The 18,162-nt window shown below is 64.2% G+C and carries 8 protein-coding genes; 5 read left to right on the top strand and 3 right to left on the bottom strand.

Annotated elements, in window-relative coordinates; genetic code table 11:
* Nucleotides 1-96 precede the first annotated feature (96 nt).
* Nucleotides 97-8,724, bottom strand: a complete 8,628-nt coding sequence (gene ndvB / locus M2267_RS21305) for a cyclic beta-(1,2)-glucan synthase (protein ID WP_429116948.1) — start codon at nt 8,722-8,724, stop codon at nt 97-99.
* A gap of 360 nt (nt 8,725-9,084) precedes the next feature.
* On the bottom strand, nt 9,085-9,978 hold the full coding sequence (locus M2267_RS21300) for a LysR family transcriptional regulator (protein ID WP_043625779.1): 894 nt from the start codon (nt 9,976-9,978) through the stop codon (nt 9,085-9,087).
* A 113-nt stretch (nt 9,979-10,091) separates the two neighbouring features.
* On the opposite strand from M2267_RS21300, the gene hglS reads away from it, so the two are divergent.
* From hglS to M2267_RS21280, 4 genes are all read left to right on the top strand, one after another.
* On the top strand, nt 10,092-11,492 hold the full coding sequence (gene hglS, locus M2267_RS21295) for a 2-oxoadipate dioxygenase/decarboxylase HglS (RefSeq protein WP_429116945.1): 1,401 nt from the start codon (nt 10,092-10,094) through the stop codon (nt 11,490-11,492).
* A gap of 10 nt (nt 11,493-11,502) precedes the next feature.
* Nucleotides 11,503-12,924: an FAD-binding oxidoreductase gene (locus M2267_RS21290; RefSeq protein WP_429116944.1), complete on the top strand. Its 1,422-nt coding sequence runs from the start codon at nt 11,503-11,505 to the stop codon at nt 12,922-12,924.
* Between the two features lie 82 nt (nt 12,925-13,006).
* Nucleotides 13,007-14,539 carry an L-piperidine-6-carboxylate dehydrogenase gene (gene amaB / locus M2267_RS21285; RefSeq protein WP_429116942.1) on the top strand — a complete coding sequence of 511 codons (1,533 nt, stop codon included), beginning with the start codon at nt 13,007-13,009 and terminating at the stop codon, nt 14,537-14,539.
* 26 nt (nt 14,540-14,565) lie between these two features.
* Nucleotides 14,566-15,798 carry a pyridoxal phosphate-dependent aminotransferase gene (locus M2267_RS21280; RefSeq protein WP_429116939.1) on the top strand — a complete coding sequence of 411 codons (1,233 nt, stop codon included), beginning with the start codon at nt 14,566-14,568 and terminating at the stop codon, nt 15,796-15,798.
* Nucleotides 15,799-16,090: 292 nt separating this feature from the next.
* Here M2267_RS21280 and M2267_RS21275 read toward each other — a convergent pair whose 3' ends face one another.
* Nucleotides 16,091-16,639, bottom strand: coding sequence for a cupin domain-containing protein (locus tag M2267_RS21275; RefSeq protein ID WP_192451086.1), 549 nt, complete (start codon nt 16,637-16,639; stop codon nt 16,091-16,093).
* Nucleotides 16,640-16,787: 148 nt separating this feature from the next.
* Between M2267_RS21275 and M2267_RS21270 the strand changes: the two genes are divergently transcribed.
* The gene (locus M2267_RS21270; RefSeq protein ID WP_429116936.1) at nt 16,788-18,125 is read left to right on the top strand and encodes an aspartate aminotransferase family protein; all 1,338 of its coding nucleotides are present in this window, start codon (nt 16,788-16,790) and stop codon (nt 18,123-18,125) included.
* Nucleotides 18,126-18,162 lie beyond the last annotated feature (37 nt).

The following is an 18,162-nucleotide window of genomic DNA, read 5'->3' as shown; positions in this document are numbered from 1 at the left end:
CGTCGAGGTCGTGCCGCCCCGCATCTCCGCAAAGAAAAAACCGGCCTTGCCCTTGCGGGAACAAAGCCGGTTTCATCCTGTCTTCAATGCCGGCCGTTACAGCAAAATGCCTTCATGCGCGTTTTTTGTGACACTATTGTTGACGCTGACGATCGGCTCGCCACTTTTCTTGTCGCGCTCAACCGAAATCTTGTGCCGCGCGCCATTGAGCGTCACTTCGGCCGAGTAGCCATTCCAGGCCGCCGGCAGCACCGGCCGGATAACCAGCCTGTCACCCTGCCTGCGAATGCCGAGGATGCCTTCGACACCGACGCGGTAGAGCCAGCCGGCAGAACCGGTGTACCAAGTCCAGCCGCCGCGTCCCGCAAGGTCGCCCTCGCCATAGATATCGGCGGCAACCACATAGGGCTCGACGCGGTAGTGTTCCGCCGCTTCGCGGCTTCCCGCATGGGAAACCGGATTCAGCATGTTGAACACGCGCCAGGCCTCTTCCGCCCTGCCCTGTTCGGCAAAGGCGAGCGCCACCCAGGTGGCCGCATGGGTATACTGCCCACCGTTCTCGCGCACGCCGGGCGGATAGGCCTTGATGTAGCCCGGATCCTGCGCCGTGCGCTCGAGCGGCGGCGTGAACAGCCGCACGATGTGCTGGTCCGGATCGACGAGTTCGGCCATGACCGCATCCATCGCCTTCAGCGAGCGCTGCTCGTCGCCTTCGCCCGAGAGCACGCTCCAGGACTGGCCGATGGAATCGATCCGGCATTCGAGCGCTTCGCTGGTGCCGAGCGGCGTGCCGTCGTCGTAGTAGCCACGGCGATAGTAGTCGCCGTCCCAGCCCGCCGCGTTGAGCGCTGTCTTGAGCGCTTCGAGATGGGCTTGCCAACGGGTGACGCGGGCCTCGTCCTTGCGCTCGCGCGCATAGGGCAGGAAGCCGCGCAGCGTTCCTGCGAGGAACCAGCCGAGCCAGGTGCTTGTGCCCTTGCCGGCCTGGCCCACCCGGTTCATGCCGTCGTTCCAATCGCCGCCGAGGAACAGCGGCAGGCCGTTTTCGCCGGTCCGCTTGATCGCAAGATCGAGGGCACGGGCGCAATGCTCGTAAACGTCGCCAATCTCTTCAGAGATCTCCGGCTTGTAGAAGGCGTCGTGCTGTCCCTCTTCCAGCGCCGGGCCGGTGATGAAGGCGAGCCGTTCCGCCAGGATGTCGGAGGTGCCGGTCACCGTGCAATAGTGGGTGACGGCATGGGCGAGCCAGACCACGTCATCGGAGATCATCGTGCGCACGCCCGCGCCGGTTCCCGGCAGCCACCAGTGCTGTACGTCGCCTTCGACGAACTGGCGCGCCGCGGCGTTGAGGATCTGCGCCCGGGCAAGCTCCGGCCGATGGATCAGGAACGCCAGCGTGTCCTGCAACTGGTCGCGGAAGCCGAAGGCTCCGCTCGCCTGGTAGAAGGCCGAGCGCGCCATGATGCGGCACCCGAGGCTCTGATAGGGCAGCCAGTTGTTGATCATGGCGTCGAAGGCCGGATCCGGCGTTTCGACCTTCACGATGTCGGTGAAATCGCGCCAGAACGACTTTGCCGCATCAAGCACCGTATCGAAGGCGGTTTGACGCAGTTCGCCGACGACGGCGCGAAGCTGCTCTTCATTGTCGGCATCGCCGAGAATGAAGGTGACCTGCCGCTCGGCGCCGGGTTCGATCGTCAGATCGGTCGCGACGACCGCGCAAGGATCGCCGTCGACATCGACGGAGCCCGAGAGATCCGCCCCCGAAAGCACGGCCTGCGGCACGAGGATACCCCCGAGCGAGCCGAGGAACTCCCGTCGGCTGGATGTGTAGCCGGCCGCTTCGCCACCATCGACGGTGAAGAAGGCGGAACGTCCGCCGAAGTCTATGCTGTAGGGGTTGGTCGCGACCAGGGCCGACGTCTCTTCGTCCCACTTCGAGAGAATGAAGGGCGCCGAGCGCGCGCGGTTGTTGCCGAGTACCCATTCGGCGTAGCCGTAAAGCCGCAGCTGCCGCGCCGTCGCCGCACGGTTGCGCACCGTGAGACGAACGAGCTTGGCCGGCAGGCTGCGATGAACCGTGTGGGTCGCCTCGATGTCGAGATCGTCCTGGCTGCTGCGGAAGCGCGAGTAGCCGAGCCCGTGAACCGTCTCGAACACGACCGAACGACGACGCGACAGCGCCGCATAGGGCGTCGACACCGAGCCGCTCGCCATATCGCGGATGAAGATCGCTTCGCCCGGACGGTTGATGACGGTGTCGTTGGTCCAAGGCGTCAGCTGGTAGTCGCGCGAATTGCGGCTCCAGGAGAAGGCAGCGCCTTCGGCCGAAACATGGAAGCCGAACTGCTCGTTGGAGATGACATTGATCCAGGGCTGCGGCGTCGCTTCGCCGCCGCGCAGGCGCACGACGTATTCGCGTCCGCCTTCGGCAAAGCCGCCGAAGCCATTCCAGAAGGAGAGATCGTCGCCCTTGATCTCCGCCAGTGCGACATCTGCCGCTTCCTGCGGCGCCGCCAGGAGCGGACCGACGAACTCGCTGCTCTTTTCGGCGCCCTTTACCGGCGCCGGCGAATAGAGCGAGTTGGCGCGGGCGATCTGGTCGGAGATCGTGCCGTTGCGTGCATGGAAGACGGCGCGCGAGGCCGACAGCAGCGTCGACCACGTCTCGGCTTCCATCAGGTCGCGGCGCACCGAGAAGATGTGCTGGCGCGGACCGTCCGAGAGGCCGCGAAGCCTCAGGTTCTCGCACATGGAATCGAGCGCGTGCTGCATGTCCTGGGCATAGGACGAGGCGCGCTCGTTGATGATGACGAGATCGGCGGTGATGCCGCGGGCGCGCAGGTATTCCTGGGCGCGCAGCGCCTCGCGGGCGATGCCAAGATCGCCGTCGTCGTTGATGCGCAGGCAGAAGATCGGGTAGTCGCCCGAAATCGCCAGCGGCCAGAGCTTCGACTGGGAATCGAGGCCGGCCTGAACCGTCGCCGAATCGGCACGCAGATGCATGTCCGGATAGACGAGGTAGCGGCCAAGCATCTGGAAGCTTGCCGCTTCCTGCGAGGTCACGCCGACATGGCGCATCTGCACCTGGCTGCGGGTCCAGGCGTGGATGAGCTCCTGGTTGAAGGTCTCCGGATGGCGGTAGCGGTCGATCGCGCGATCGACCTCCTCGCGGCTTGGGGCAGCGATCGTCCAGAAGACGACGCTGACCTTCTTGCCGGCGGGTACGCGCACGACCCGGCGCAGCGACATGATCGGATCGAGCGTGAAGCCGTCCGTGCCCGAAAGCGCCGCATCCGTATCGAAGGCGGCGGCTTCCGCAAGGGTGCGGCCCGGGCCGATGAAGCGGCGACGGTCGGTCTCGGCTTCCGTATGGCGGTCGCTGCCGGCATTGTCGGTGACGAGATGCGCCACTTCCATGTCCGGATCGCCGGAGCTGCGCTTGTTGCGGCTGACGCGAATGACGTCGCCGCGGCGGCTGATTTCCGTGCGCAGGAACATCTTCGAAAACGCCGGATGGGCGCTATCGGCCTCGTCGGTCGAAAGCACCGGCTCGGCATAGGAGGTCACTTCGATGAAGCGGTCCTGGGTGCCGGTGTTGAGCAGCATGACACGACGGCCCTCGGCATCGTGCTCGGTGGCGACGATGCACTCGACCTCGCTGGTGAGGTCGCCGACGGTCTTGACGAATTCCGCCTTGTCGTCGCCGAAGCGGGTCAGCATCTTCTCACCGGCCGCACGCCGCGGCTCCGCGGTCGCCGACCACCAGTCGCCGGTCGTCGTATCGCGCAGGAAGATGAAGGTGCCGGTACGGTCCTCGACCGGATCCGGCTTCCAGCGGGTGACGGACTGGCCGTTCCAGCGCGCATAACCCGCGCCGTTGGCCGTCAGCATCACCGAGTAGTGGCCGTTGGAGAGAAACACGGTCTCGCGGTCCTGCGAAAGCGGGTTCTCGATGATGCGGACCTCAGGGCGCAGGAGATCGTCCTGGCCCTTGCCGACCGATTCCGGCTCGCGCTTGGCATTCATGATCGGAATGTCGCGCGGCGCCTTTTCCTGCAGCAGCAGTTCGGCAGCCTCGATCACCGGATCGGCGTGGAACCACTCGCGCAGGCGGCCATTGAAGACGACGTTGGCGACAGCCGCGATCGACATGCCATGGTGGTGCGCATAGTAGTTGCGAACGACCGCGCACTTCTGCCCCTCGGGCACGCGCGTCGGCGTGAAATCGACGGCGTCGTGGTAGCCGTAGGCGCCGAGCGCACCGACCTCGCGAAGACGCCCGAGGTTGGCGAGCGCCGACTTCGGATCGTACATGCAGGCGAGGATCGAGGCGTAGGGCGCGATGACCGCGTTCTGGCCGAGACCACGCTTGAGGCCGAGCGTCGGCACACCGAAGTTGGTGTACTGGTAGGTCAGTTCGTGGTCGCGCGCGTTGAACGCCGCTTCCGAGATGCCCCACGGCGTGCCGAGGCGACGGCCGTGGTTGATCTGTTCCTTCACGACCAGATTGTTGGTCTGGTTGAGGATACCGCCCTGACGCTCCTGCATGACCAGCGGCGGCATCAGGTATTCGAACATCGAGCCGGACCAGGAGATCAGCGCGCCGCGCGCGCCGATCGGCACGATCGGTCGGCCGAGCTTGTACCAGTGCTCGGTCGGCAGATCGCCCTTGGCGATGGCAAACAGGCTGGTGAGACGCGCTTCCGACGCCAGAAGGTCGTAGCAGGCCTCGTCGAGCTCGTTGGCATTGACGCGGAAGCCGATCGACAGCAGGCGCCGCTCCGGACGGAAGAGGAAGCCGAAATCCATCGAGAAGGCGATGTCGCGTGCCCGGTCCTTCAGCACCAGCAGGCGCTGGCGCAGCGATTCGATTGCGCCGAGATCGAAGACGCCATCGGCGATATGAGCTTCGCAGGTGGTGACGAGCGAGTTGGCCCACTTCGTCACTTCGCTGCTTTGCGGTGTGCGCACCTCATGGTCGAGATTGACCGTGAGCTTGTGCATGTCGCGCGCCAGAACGGCCAGATTGATCACCCGGATCGAGGCGAACTCGTGTTCGCGCATGATCGCGGCGAGCGCATTCTGGAAGCCGACGATGCGCTCCTCGATCAGGCGGCGCAACGGACGCACCGTCTTGCGGTCGTCGGGCAGGTCGCGCAGCACTTCCTGAAGGATCGCAGCGACGTCGCCGATACCGATCAGGCTGCCCTGGACATGCGCCGACGGCGCTTCCGCCCAGTCGCGACACATGGACGACACGGCGATCAGGTGACCGGCCAGATTGCCGCTATCGACCGACGAAATGTAGCGCGGCTCCATGGTTTCGAGCGTGTTCGTCCGGTACCAGTTGAACAGATGGCCGCGATATTTCGGCATCCGGTCGATGGTGGCGATCGTCTGCTCCAGCCGGTTGATCGTCTCCTCGAAGCCGATCCAGCCGAAGTCGCGCGCCGACATGACGGAGAGCAGATAGACGCCGATATTGGTCGGCGACGTCCGCTCGGCGAGAACCGGCTGCGGCGTTTCCTGGAAGTTGTCCGGCGGCAGGAAGTGCTGCTCGGCGGTGACGAAGGTCTCGAAGTAGCGCCAGGTGCGGCGCGCGATCAGGCGCATCTCGTCGATCGCCTCGTCGGAAACGACGAGCTGGTCTTCTGTTTCAGCCGACTGGCTGACGAACCAGGCAACGGCGGGCGACAGCGCCCAGAGCAGCGCGAAGGGAATGCCGATGAAGGGCAGGCCGGTGTCGGAAATCGCAGCTAGCGCCAAGGAGATCGCCGACAGTGCCGGCGCGATCCACATGGCGCGATAATAATCGCCGATGGTGCCGTGGCCGGCGCTCTGAACCTGCGCGGCCGTGCGCCATTCGAGCATCAGCTTGCCGCTGACGAAGGTGCGGTAGAGCGAACGCACGATGGCGTCGCCCATCATCGCCGCATTGTGGGCGATGAAGACGATGCGAAGAGCAACTTGCGCGTTGGCGGCACGGACTTCGGTCAGGACCGCATGCAGGTGTGCGCGTGCGACGATGTCGTTGCGGCGCGGCAGGAGGCCGTTGATCAGCGACAGGGTGGGGGCGACGAACAGGCTGAAGATCAGCACGATCTGCCAGATCAGCGCTTCGGTCGGCTCCATGTAATACCAGCCCATGACCGAGGCGACGAGCCAGGCGAGCGGGATCAGCGAACGGCGCAGGTTGTCGTACATCTTCCAGCGCCCGAGCATCGACAGCCCGTTCGAGAAATTGAAGATGTAGGGCAAGAGTTGCCAGTCGCCCCGCGCCCAGCGATGCTGGCGCGACATCTCGACCTCGTAGCGGGTGGGGAAGTCCTCGACGAGTTCGACGTCGGTGACAAGCGCGCAGCGCACATAGGACCCTTCGAGCAGGTCGTGGCTGAGAACCGCGTTTTCCTGGATGCGTCCCTTCAGCGCCGCCTCGAAGGCGTCGACATGGTAGAGGCCCTTGCCGGTGAAGCTGCCTTCTCCGGCGATGTCCTGGTAGACGTCGGACACGGTGAAGACATAGGGGTCGATACCGCGGTTGGAAGAGAAGATGCGCTGGAAGGCGGAGGCTTCGCTGCCGGTCGTCAGCGACGGCGTCACGCGCGGCTGCAACAGGCTGTAGCCGGCGATCACGTCCTGGGTCTTCGGATCGACCACCGGACGGTTGATCGGATGGTACATCTTGCCGACGAGCTTCGTCACCGCATCGCGCATCAGGCGCGTGTCGGAATCGAGCGTCATGACGTATTGCACGTTGTCCGGCACCGTGTTGGCGCCCTGCAGGAACGAGGTGTCACGGTCGCCGCGGAGCAGCATGTTCAACTCATGCAGCTTGCCGCGCTTGCGCTCCCAGCCCATCCACACGCCTTCCTGCTCGTTACACAGGCGGCGGCGATGCAGCAGGTAGAAGCGGGTCTTGCCGTCATAGGCATAACGCGCCGAAAGCTGGGCGATCTCGCGCTTGGCATAGTCGAGCACGTCGGCGTCGGCGCTCGATTCCTCGTCCTTGCTATCGGCCCAGTCGCTGACCAGCGCAAAGTAGATCTCGCCGCGCGGGTTGGCGAGGTAATGGACCTCGAGATTGCGCACCAGTTCGTCGACGTGATCGCGCTTGGAAATCAGGCACGGCACCGCAACAAGCGTGCGGGCGTCCTGAGGGATCCCGTCGAGGAACTCGTAGCCGACCAGCCGCGACGGTTTGACGAACAGCGTCACCAGCGTGTTGAACAGGCCCATCGCACCTTCTGAAGCCGGCAGGGCAAAGAGCAGCAGCATGATCAGCTTCGCGCCGTTCGGGATCTCCATCGGGCTGACGAAGGAATAGACGGCGATCATCGCCAGGATGGTCAGAAGGATGTTCGGCCCGGCGATCGCAAACCAGTCGAGCTTGCGGCTGAGGCGAATGATGCTCTGCAGCACAGACGGCCGGTAGCTGATCTTCTTTTCCAGAAGCTTGCGCTGCTTGCCGACGAGGAACGATCCGACATTCGGCTGCTGCAGCGGCGCTTCCGTCTCCGCCGCGACTTCCGCCTCGCGAACCATCTGGATGGCGATCTGCGTCACTTCGAATTCGCTGTGCCCCGAGCGGCGCGCCAGCTTTTCGATTGTGTCGCGGTACTTGTTGCGCGAGCCGAAATCGAGTGCCGCGTAGTCGGAACCTTCACGCAGTGCCGCGTCGATCTTGCTGACGCTTTCGAACCAGACGGCCCAGTCGGTGTCGTCGATCTCGCGCAGGCTGCGGATGATGTTGCTCATCGTCGCGTTGCCGGACGACAGGCGATTCTGCTCGGCGACCAGCGCGCTTTCGACGTCGCTGCCGCGCTTTTCGAGCTGTTCCTCGATCCAGCCGATGACGGCGCCCGAGGTCTGCGAACCATCACGCATGCGGTAAAGCAGCTGCGCGACGAAGGTGTTGTCGGCCGCCAGTGCCTCCGATTCCGCAAGCAGCGTGCGCGACTTTTCCGGATCGCTGAGGCGAATGATCTGGTCGGCGACGTCGTTGGCCTTGCGCCGCATGCCGCGCGAGCGTTCGACACGGATGGCAATCCGGCGCAGGTTCTCGATCAGCACGAAGCGCAGGATCGAAGGCAAGGCCCAGAGTTCGCCGATCTTGAAGGTCTCGTGCTTCTGGAAGCCCTCGACCATCGCCGTGATGCTTTCGCGCGTCACCGTGCTATGGGTATGGGCAGCATAGAGCCAGGCAAGCGCCATGGTGCGCGGGATCACCGTGCCCGAAACCGAAAGCGTCGGGAGCTGGCGATAGAACCGGCGCGGGAAATCGCGCCGCACTTCCTGTATCGCCTCTTCGACGACGTGATGGTTGTCGAGCAGCCATTCGGCAGCCGGCGTGATCGTTGCGCCGGCCTCGACGTCCGCGGCCGTCGCCCGGTAGACGCGCAGGATCTCGTTCTCGTTCTCGCGATGCCGCGGACGGAACTCGAACGGGAAGAAGCCCGGCAGCGAGGAGACACCCTTGGCCGCGAGATCCTCGCCGCATTGGCGGAGGTCCTCCATCGAGAAGAAGGTGGCGCGGATCGAATCGTTGTAATCGATCTGCTTCGCTTCCGGTTCGCGCGGAGAGGTGGGCGGCGTAGTTTGGAGCTGCATGGGTACGGGTTCTGAATCCAACCGGGGTTGATCGGCCCGGCCCTCGTCGGGGTGCCGGGTTGGCTGCGGACCTGAGAAATCAGGCTGAGCCGGCGCGTTGCTAGACACGGTCATGTGTCCTCCCATCCACCGTCATTTCCCGGGAAACCGGGACCTGGCGGTAACAGGCACCGCCCACGACTGGGCATCGGAGATCGCAAAGCCGGCGGCGCATTGGTTTTCAAGGCCGCGTGATGCATGAAAATGGCATTTTTTAGCCGTGGTGCCAACAGCTTGCAAGGATTGCTCATACAAGATTGGTCGATTTGCGCACAGACGAAACAGGCCGGAACAGGCCGCTGGATGCGCCCCCAATGGCACTAGGATACAGCTCTCTCAAACGCCCTCTTTCAAGCTTCATGCGGGTGGCAGACGAGGCGAAACGTGATGGGGGCGAGGAAGGTTCCCACGAATTTTCGACAAAACGTCGGTCGGTCAGCCCACCTGCTCGGTAATCCACTCGCGAAACGCCAGGCTGATCGGGTTTTCGAGCTTGCCCTCGGGCACCGCGAGATAATAGCTGTTTTCCGTCTGCATCGGCCGGTCGAGCACGATCCGCAGCGTGCCGGCGGCAATCTCCTGCTCGATCAGATAGCGCGGCAGAAGCGCAAAACCGAGGCCGGCGGTCGCCGCCTCGATCACCATGGAGAACTGGTCGAAGCGGTTGCCGCGATAGGCCCCTCGCCCGTCCATGTCGTTGGCCTCGAACCATTGCGCCCAGAGCTTGGGCCGGGTGGCCAGATGCAGGAGCGGACCGGCGACCAGGTCTTCCGGGGTTGCGATCGGATGGTCCGCCAGCAGGGCAGGGCTTGCGGCCGGCACGATGATCTCGCTGCAGAGGTAGCTGCAGGTGGCGCGTGCCCAGACCGGCTGGCCATAATGAATGGCGAGATCGAAATTCTGCTCTTCGAAATCGAACGGCGCCGAGCGTGACGCGATGTTGATCACCGTGTCCGGATGACGTTTGAGGAAATCGGGCAGGCGCGGCACCAGCCAGCGGCTGCCGAAGGTCGGCAACGACGCGATCGAGAGCGTCGAATCCGCCCGGGCAGACGCCATCGCCCGCACCATCAGCTCCTCGGTCTGGTTGAGCAGACGGCGCACCTCCGGCAGAAACTTCTGGCCGGCATCCGACAGGATCACCCGCTGGCGCACGCGCTCGAACAGGAGCACGCCAAGCTGGTTTTCGAGATCCTTGATCTGGCGGCTGACGGCGCTCTGGGTAAGGTTCAGCTCGGCGGCGGCCTGCGTGAAGCTGCCGTGTCGCGCCGCGCATTCGAACGCCTGCAGCGTCGTCACGTCGGGAACCAGTCTACGGCTCAACTTCATTCCGCCCTCGCATCAACATAGTCAGAAGCAACGCGATCAATGGCCAGTTCGATCGGATATGATCCGAAATGAGAATGACCTTGTCCTTCACCCATAGCGCGAGGCGAGCCCCAGTGAAAGAGAATAGTTTCGTATCCGCCGACGACATCCGCTCGGCCTTTTCCGCAGCCATGTCGGTCATGTACCGCGAAGAGGTGCCGGCTTACGGCACGCTGATGGAGCTGGTCGCCAAGGTCAACGACGATACGCTCGCCGCCGACCCCAAGCTGAAGGAGCGCCTCGACGCGACGGATACGCTCGACCGCATCTCAGAGGAGCGCCACGGTGCGATCCGGCTCGGCACACCTGCCGAACTTGCGATGATGCGCCGCGTCTTTGCCGTCATGGGCATGTACCCGGTCGGCTACTACGACCTGTCGACCGCCGGCGTTCCGGTTCACTCCACCGCCTTCCGCCCGGTCGGCGACGCGGCGCTCAAGCGCAACCCGTTCCGCGTCTTCACCTCGCTGCTGCGTCTCGACCTCATCGCCGACGAAGCGCTGCGCGCCGAAGCCGACGTCATCCTGGCCGCACGCCAGATATTCACGACGGGCGCTGTCGAACTCACGGAAAAGGCCGAGCGCGACGGTGGTCTCGACAAGGCGGATGCCGAGCGCTTCGTTTCGGAAGTGCTCGAAACCTTCCGTTGGCACGACAAGGCCAATGTCAGCCCCGACATGTACAAGCGCCTGCATGACGCCCATCGCCTGATCGCCGACGTCGTCTCCTTCAAGGGCCCGCACATCAATCATCTCACCCCGCGCACGCTCGACATCGACAAGGTGCAGGCGCTGATGCCGGAATACGCGATTGCCCCGAAGGCCGTCGTCGAGGGTCCGCCGACCCGCAAGTGCCCGATCCTCCTGCGCCAGACCTCGTTCAAGGCGCTCGAAGAGGCGGTCTCCTTCATGGACGCCGACGGCACCTGGAAGGAAGGTTCGCACACCGCCCGCTTCGGCGAGATCGAACAGCGCGGCATCGCGCTGACCCCGAAGGGCCGCGCCCTCTATGACGAGTTGCTCGACGCCTCGCGCAAGATCGTTCGCCCGGCGGCTGACGGCTCCAACGCCCGCGAATACGAAGCGGCGCTTGCAGGGGCTTTCGAGCCCTTCCCGGACACCTGGGCAGGCATCCGCGAAGCCGGACTCGGCTATTTCAGCTATTCGCTGACGGAAAAAGGCCGCAAGGCTGGCATCTCTGCTGCACGCGACATCGAAGCGCTGATCGTCGCCGGCCTCGTTCAGTTCGATGCGATCGTCTACGAAGACTTCCTGCCGGTCAGCGCCGCGGGTATCTTCCAGTCGAACCTCGGTGACGGCGCCCAGCAGGACTTTGTTGCCAGCCCGAACCAGAAGCGCTTCGAGAGCGATCTCGGCGCGACCGTGCTCAACGAGTTCGATCATTATGCCGGCATCGAGCAGGCTTCGATCGAAAGCTGCCTCCGGGTCTTGACCGGCGCCATCGCTGCGGAATGATATTGATCCTATGATCGATCAACTGCACATCGACGCACTCACTGGCATCCTTGGAGACAAGGGTGTCGTGACGCGTCCTGAAGACCTGGAAGCCTATGAGACCGGCGCGCGCTACGATCGCGGCCGGACCTCGCTCGTTCTGCGGCCGGCAACGACCGAAGAGGTCTCTGCTGCCGTTGCCTACTGCGTTGCGAACGGCATCGCGCTGATCCCGCAATCCGGCAACACCGGGCTTGTCTCCGGCTCGACCCCGGATCAGTCGGGCGACGAAGCCATCCTCAGCCTCGACCGGCTGGCAAAGCGGTTCGAACTCGACCTCGATAACCGAACGGTGCGGCTCGACGCCGGCTTCCGGCTGTCTGATCTCAACCGGCGGCTGGAAGAGCACGGCCTGTTCTTCCCGATCGACCTCGGCGCCGACCCGCGCATCGGCGGCATGATCGCCACCAATACCGGCGGTTCGCGGTTCCTCAAATACGGCGACGTGCGCCGCAACACGCTCGGCCTCAAGGTCGTGCTCGGCGACGCGGACGGCACCGTGCTCGACCTGCAATGCGACCTGCGCAAGAACAACACCGGCGTCGACTGGAAACAGATCTTCGTCGGCACCTCGGGCGCCTTCGGCATCGTCACCGAATGCGTCTTGAACCTCGAGCGCCTGCCGCAACAGACGGCAACCGCACTGCTGGTTCCGGCAAGCGGCGCCCATGTGCTGCCGCTGCTGCGCGCCATGGAAGAACGCCTCGGCGCTTATCTTTCGGCCTTCGAAGGCATGTCGAAGAACGCCGTAACGGCCGCCTTTGCCCATGTACCGTCGCTGAAGAACCCGTTCCAGGGCGGTAACGTCCCTGACTACGTCATCCTCGCCGAGATCAGCCGCACCTGGGCACCGCGCGAGGGCGAACAGTCGCTCGACGCCGTACTGGAGACGGCGCTGGCCGAAATCTGGGAGATGGAGGAGGCGCCGCTCGCCGATGCCTTCGTCGGCCCGCCGCACGAAATCTGGGCGCTGCGCCACGCGCTTTCCGAGGGCGTCAAGCATCTCGGCAAGCTGATCGCCTTTGACGTCTCCTTCCGAAGGGGTGACATCATGGCCTTCTGCGACCATATGAAGGCCGAAATGCCCTCGAAATTCCCCGACGTAACCGTCTGCGATTTCGGCCATATCGGCGACGGCGGCGTGCACTTCAACCTCGTCGTGCCGAAGGACAGCGCCCTGCTCAAGGACGAGACTTTCGAACCGCGGCTGCGCGAGTGGGTTTTCGCTGTCGCCGTCGAGGAGTATCACGGCAGCTTCAGCGCGGAACATGCGATCGGCCGCCGCAATCAGGCCTATTACGACTTTTATACACCAGACAAACTCAAGGACATGGCCGCGGGCCTGAAGACGCTGACCTCGCCGGGAAAGCTCGGCAGCGTGCGTTTCGGATAGGCCAGAGCGAAATACTGTGTGCGGTTTTCCGCCCCATACCGCTCCATCGAATGATCTAAACCAATAAGACGGGAGTCAGACCATGAACATCGCAACCAAGAAAGTCGACGTGACCAAGGAAGCCGCAGCGCTTCTCGAAAAGATGGGCGTCGCCAAGGAACTCTACACCGGCGGCGACATGCCGTCCTTCAGCCCGGTCACCGGCGAAAAGATCGGCAACCTCAAGACGGTTTCGGCTGCTGAAGCTGCCGCCAAGATCGAAAAGGCCCACGAAGCCTTCAAGGCCTGGCGCCTGGTTCCGGCACCGAAGCGCGGCGAACTGATCCGCCTGCTCGGCGAAGAACTGCGCGCCTTCAAGGCCGACCTTGGCCGCCTGGTTTCGATCGAAGCCGGCAAGATCACCTCGGAAGGCCTCGGCGAAGTCCAGGAAATGATCGACATCTGCGATTTCGCAGTCGGCCTTTCCCGCCAGCTCTACGGCCTGACGATCGCCACCGAACGTCCCGGCCACCGCATGATGGAAACCTGGCACCCGCTCGGCGTCGTTGGCGTCATCTCTGCCTTCAACTTCCCGGTCGCCGTCTGGTCGTGGAACGCCGCCCTTGCCATCGTCTGCGGCAACTCGGTCGTCTGGAAGCCGTCTGAAAAGACGCCGCTTACGGCGCTCGCCTCGCAGGCGATCTTCGAGCGCGCGCTTGCCCGCTTCGGCGATGCGCCGGAAGGCCTGTCGCAGGTCCTGATCGGCGACCGCACCGTCGGCGAAGTTCTCGTCGACAACCCGAAGGTACCGCTCGTTTCGGCAACCGGCTCGACCCGCATGGGCCGCGACGTCGGTCCGCGCCTTGCCAAGCGCTTTGCCCGCGCCATCCTCGAACTCGGCGGCAACAATGCCGGCATCGTCTGCCCGTCGGCTGATCTCGACATGGCGCTGCGCGCCATCGCCTTCGGCGCCATGGGCACCGCCGGCCAGCGTTGCACCACCATGCGCCGCCTGTTCGTGCATGAAAGCGTCTACGATCAGCTCGTTCCGCGCCTGAAGAAGGCCTACGGTTCGGTCTCGGTCGGCAACCCGCTGGAAACGACAGCCCTCGTCGGCCCGCTCGTCGACAAGGCGGCCTTCGACGGCATGCAGAAGGCGATCGCTGAGGCGAAGTCGCATGGCGGCACCGTCACCGGCGGCGAGCGCGTCGAACTCGGCTACGACAACGGCTACTACGCCAAGCCCGCTCTGGTCGAAATGCCTGTCCAGGCTGGCCCGGTTCTCGAAGAAACCTTCGCGCCGATTCTCTACGTCATGAAGTACAGCGACTTCGACGCCGTCGTTGCCGATCACAATGCGGTCGCAGCCGGCCTGTCGTCCTCGATCTTCACCCGCGACGTGCAGGAATCCGAACGGTTCCTGGCCGTCGACGGCTCGGATTGCGGTATCGCCAACGTCAACATCGGCACATCGGGTGCCGAAATCGGCGGCGCCTTCGGCGGTGAAAAAGAAACCGGCGGCGGTCGCGAATCCGGTTCGGACTCGTGGAAGGCCTATATGCGCCGCGCCACCAACACGGTGAACTATTCGAAGGCTCTGCCGCTGGCGCAGGGCGTGTCGTTCGACATCGAATAATCGGCGCACCCAGTTAGGTAGAGACCATGACCATCAACGCAACGGTCAAGGAGGCGGGCTTTCAGCCCGCCTCGCGGATCTCCTCGATCGGAGTGTCCGAAATCCTGAAGATCGGCGCCCGCGCGCAAGCCATGAAGCGCGAAGGCAAGCCGGTGATCATCCTCGGTGCGGGCGAGCCGGATTTCGACACGCCCGACTTCGTCAAGGACGCCGCCTGCGAGGCGATCAAGCGCGGCGACACAAAGTACACCGCACTCGACGGCACGCCGGAGTTGAAGAAGGCAATTCGCGAAAAGTTCCAGCGCGAAAACGGCCTTGCCTACGAGCAGGACGAAATCACGGTTTCGACCGGCGCCAAACAGATCCTGTTCAACGCCATGATGGCGTCGATCAACCCCGGTGACGAAGTGGTCATTCCGACGCCCTACTGGACCTCCTATTCGGATATCGTCCAGATCTGCGAAGGCAAACCGGTTCTGATCCCCTGCGACGCGTCCACCGGCTTCCGGCTGACCGCCGACAAGCTCGAAGCGGCGGTTACGCCGAAGACGCGCTGGGTGTTGCTCAATTCGCCGTCGAACCCATCGGGTGCCGCCTATAGCGCTGCCGACTACCGGCCGCTGCTCGACGTGCTCCTCAAGCATCCGCATGTGTGGCTGCTGGTCGACGACATGTACGAGCACATCGTCTATGACGGCTTCCGCTTCGTCACCCCGGCCCAGCTCGAGCCCCGGCTCAAGGATCGCACGCTCACGGTCAACGGCGTCTCCAAGGCCTATGCCATGACCGGCTGGCGCATCGGCTATGCCGGTGGCCCGCGCGACCTGATCAAGGCGATGGCTGTGGTCCAGAGCCAGGCGACCTCCTGCCCCTCCTCCGTCAGCCAGGCCGCCTCGGTTGCAGCGCTGACCGGTCCGCAGGAATTCCTGAAGGAACGCACCGCCAGCTTCCAGCGCCGCCGCGATCTCGTCGTCAATGGCCTCAACGCCATCGACGGTCTCGACTGCCGCGTCCCGGAAGGTGCTTTCTACACCTTCTCCGGCTGCGCCGGCATGCTCGGCAAGGTCACGCCTTCGGGCAAGACGATCGCAACGGATACGGACTTCTGCGCCTACCTGCTCGACGACGCCCATGTCGCCGTCGTGCCGGGCTCGGCCTTCGGTCTCTCGCCGTTCTTCCGCATCTCCTATGCGACCTCGGAAGCGGAACTGAAGGAAGCGCTGAAGCGCATCGCCGACGCCTGCGCGCGGCTTTCGTAGTTGGGTCATCGGCGGGCGCTCTGAGTTCGGAGGCGCCCCTCACCCTAGCCCTCTCCCCGCCTGCGGGGAGAGGGGACAGCGTCGAGATCGACGCGCCGACCCTTTTCCATTTGACCAATCTTCTGGCCCCTCTCCCCTTGTGAACCGAGCTCCTTGGTACCGTCACAGGCCTTGAGACGGATCGAGCGCGAGCGGCATATCCCTTCTCCCCGTCAAAACGGGGAGAAGGTCGCGGCAGCGAGATGAGGGGCATTCGCGCACTCCGGCACTGCGATTAAGACGTCCCTCTCTCTCAAAACGTCGGCGGCGTGCAGGCGCTGATCACCTCGCAAGGGACAGGCCCGACGCAGCGAAAGCGGTGCGGTCGCCGGCTTTCGAAGTAATAGGCATCCCCTGGCCCGAGAATCCGCCGCTCGTCGTCGACGGTGACCTCGATGCGGCCCGACAGCACGATGCCCCCTTCCTCGCCATCGTGCACCAGCGGCACCTTCCCGGTGTCGGCGCCCGGCTGGTAAACCTCCTTCAGGATCTGCAGGCTGCGACCGAAGAGGTTTTCGCCGATCTGGCGATAGGAAATCGGCCCCTTGCCGATCTCCACCAGTTCTTCGGCCGCATAAAAGGCCTTGCGCGGCTTTTCCGGTTCGAAGGAGAAGAATTCCGCCAGCCCGATCGGTATGCCATCGAGAATGCGCTTCAGCGCGCCGACGGACGGGTTGGAGGCATTCGATTCGATCAGCGAGATCGTCGAGTTGGTAACGCCGGCGCGCTTGGCGAGTTCGCGCTGCGACAGATTGTGCATCAGTCTGAGATGCCGAAGCCGGTTTCCGATATCGACGGTCATGGGATCCGAACCTTGGTGTTCAGGTTGTTCGAAATATCGCAAACACGCTGAAACAGCATGATGTATTTCAATGACTTAACTGACAGCAGAAAAGGACTTGTTTGGCAAATCAAATCATGGCGTCAATCGCCGACCTCAGGAGGATGCCATGTACCAGCACACCAAGCCCAACGCCCCCGTTCTCGACAGCTATTGGATGCCGTTTACCGCCAACCGGCAGTTCAAGCAGGCCCCGCGCCTGCTCGCCTCGGCCGAGGGCATGCACTACACCAGCACCGATGGCCGCACGATCCTCGACGGTACCGCCGGGCTCTGGTGCGTCAATGCCGGCCATGGCCGCCGCCAGATTGCCGCTGCCGTCGAGCGCCAGCTGTCGACGATGGATTTCGCCCCCTCCTTCCAGATGGGCCACCCGATCGCCTTCGACTTTGCCGAGCATCTCGCCGAGATCGCGCCGGGTCCTGAAGGCCAGAAGCTCGATCGCGTCTTCTTCACCGGCTCCGGTTCGGAATCGGTCGACACGGCGCTGAAGATCGCGATCGCCTACCAGCGCGCCATCGGCCAGGGCACCCGCACCCGCCTGATCGGCCGCGAGCGCGGCTATCACGGCGTCGGCTTCGGCGGCATCTCGGTCGGCGGCATCCTCAACAACCGCCGCGTCTTCCCGCAGCTTCCCGGCTCCGACCACCTGCGCCATACGCATGACCCCGCCCGGAACGCCTTCGTCAAAGGCCAGCCGGAACATGGCGCCGAGCTTGCCGACGATCTTGAGCGTCTGGTGGCGCTGCATGGTGCCGAGACCATCGCCGCCTGCATCGTGGAGCCGGTCGCCGGCTCGACCGGCGTGCTCATCCCGCCGAAGGGCTATCTCGAGCGCCTGCGCGCCATCTGCGACAAGCACGGCATCCTCCTGATCTTCGACGAAGTCATCACCGGCTTCGGTCGCCTCGGCGCGGCTTTCGCCACCGACTTCTTCGGCGTCACCCCTGATATGGTGACGGCGGCCAAGGGTCTCACCAACGGTGCGATCCCGATGGGCGCGGTCTTTGCCAGCCGCAAGGTGCATGACGCGCTGATGCATGGGCCCGAAAACGCGATCGAGCTCTTCCACGGCTACACCTATTCCGGCCACCCGGCCGCCTGCGCCGCCGGTATCGCCACGCTCGACATCTACCGCGACGAGGGTCTGATGACCCGCGCCGTCGAGCTGCAGGACGCCTGGCACGACGCCATGCATTCGCTGAAGGGCCTGCCCAACGTCATCGACATCCGCACGATCGGCCTGATCGCCGGCATCGAGCTGCAGTCGCGCGACGGCGCTATCGGTGCCCGCGCCTACGACGTCTTCGTTGATTGCTTCGAGAAGGGCCTGCTGATCCGCGTCACCGGCGACATCATCGCCTTCTCACCGCCACTGATCGCCGAAGAGAAACACTTTGGCGAGATCGTCTCGATCCTCGGCGATGCGCTGAAGCGCGCCAAGTAAGGCGAAACGCCGCAAATCAAGACAACGCCGCCGCCGA

Origin of the sequence: Ensifer sp. KUDG1, assembly GCF_050434285.1 — a bacterium.
Lineage (GTDB): Bacteria > Pseudomonadota > Alphaproteobacteria > Rhizobiales > Rhizobiaceae > Ensifer.
Note: the sequence above shows the minus strand (reverse complement) of the source record. Positions and strands in the feature narration are given on the sequence as shown.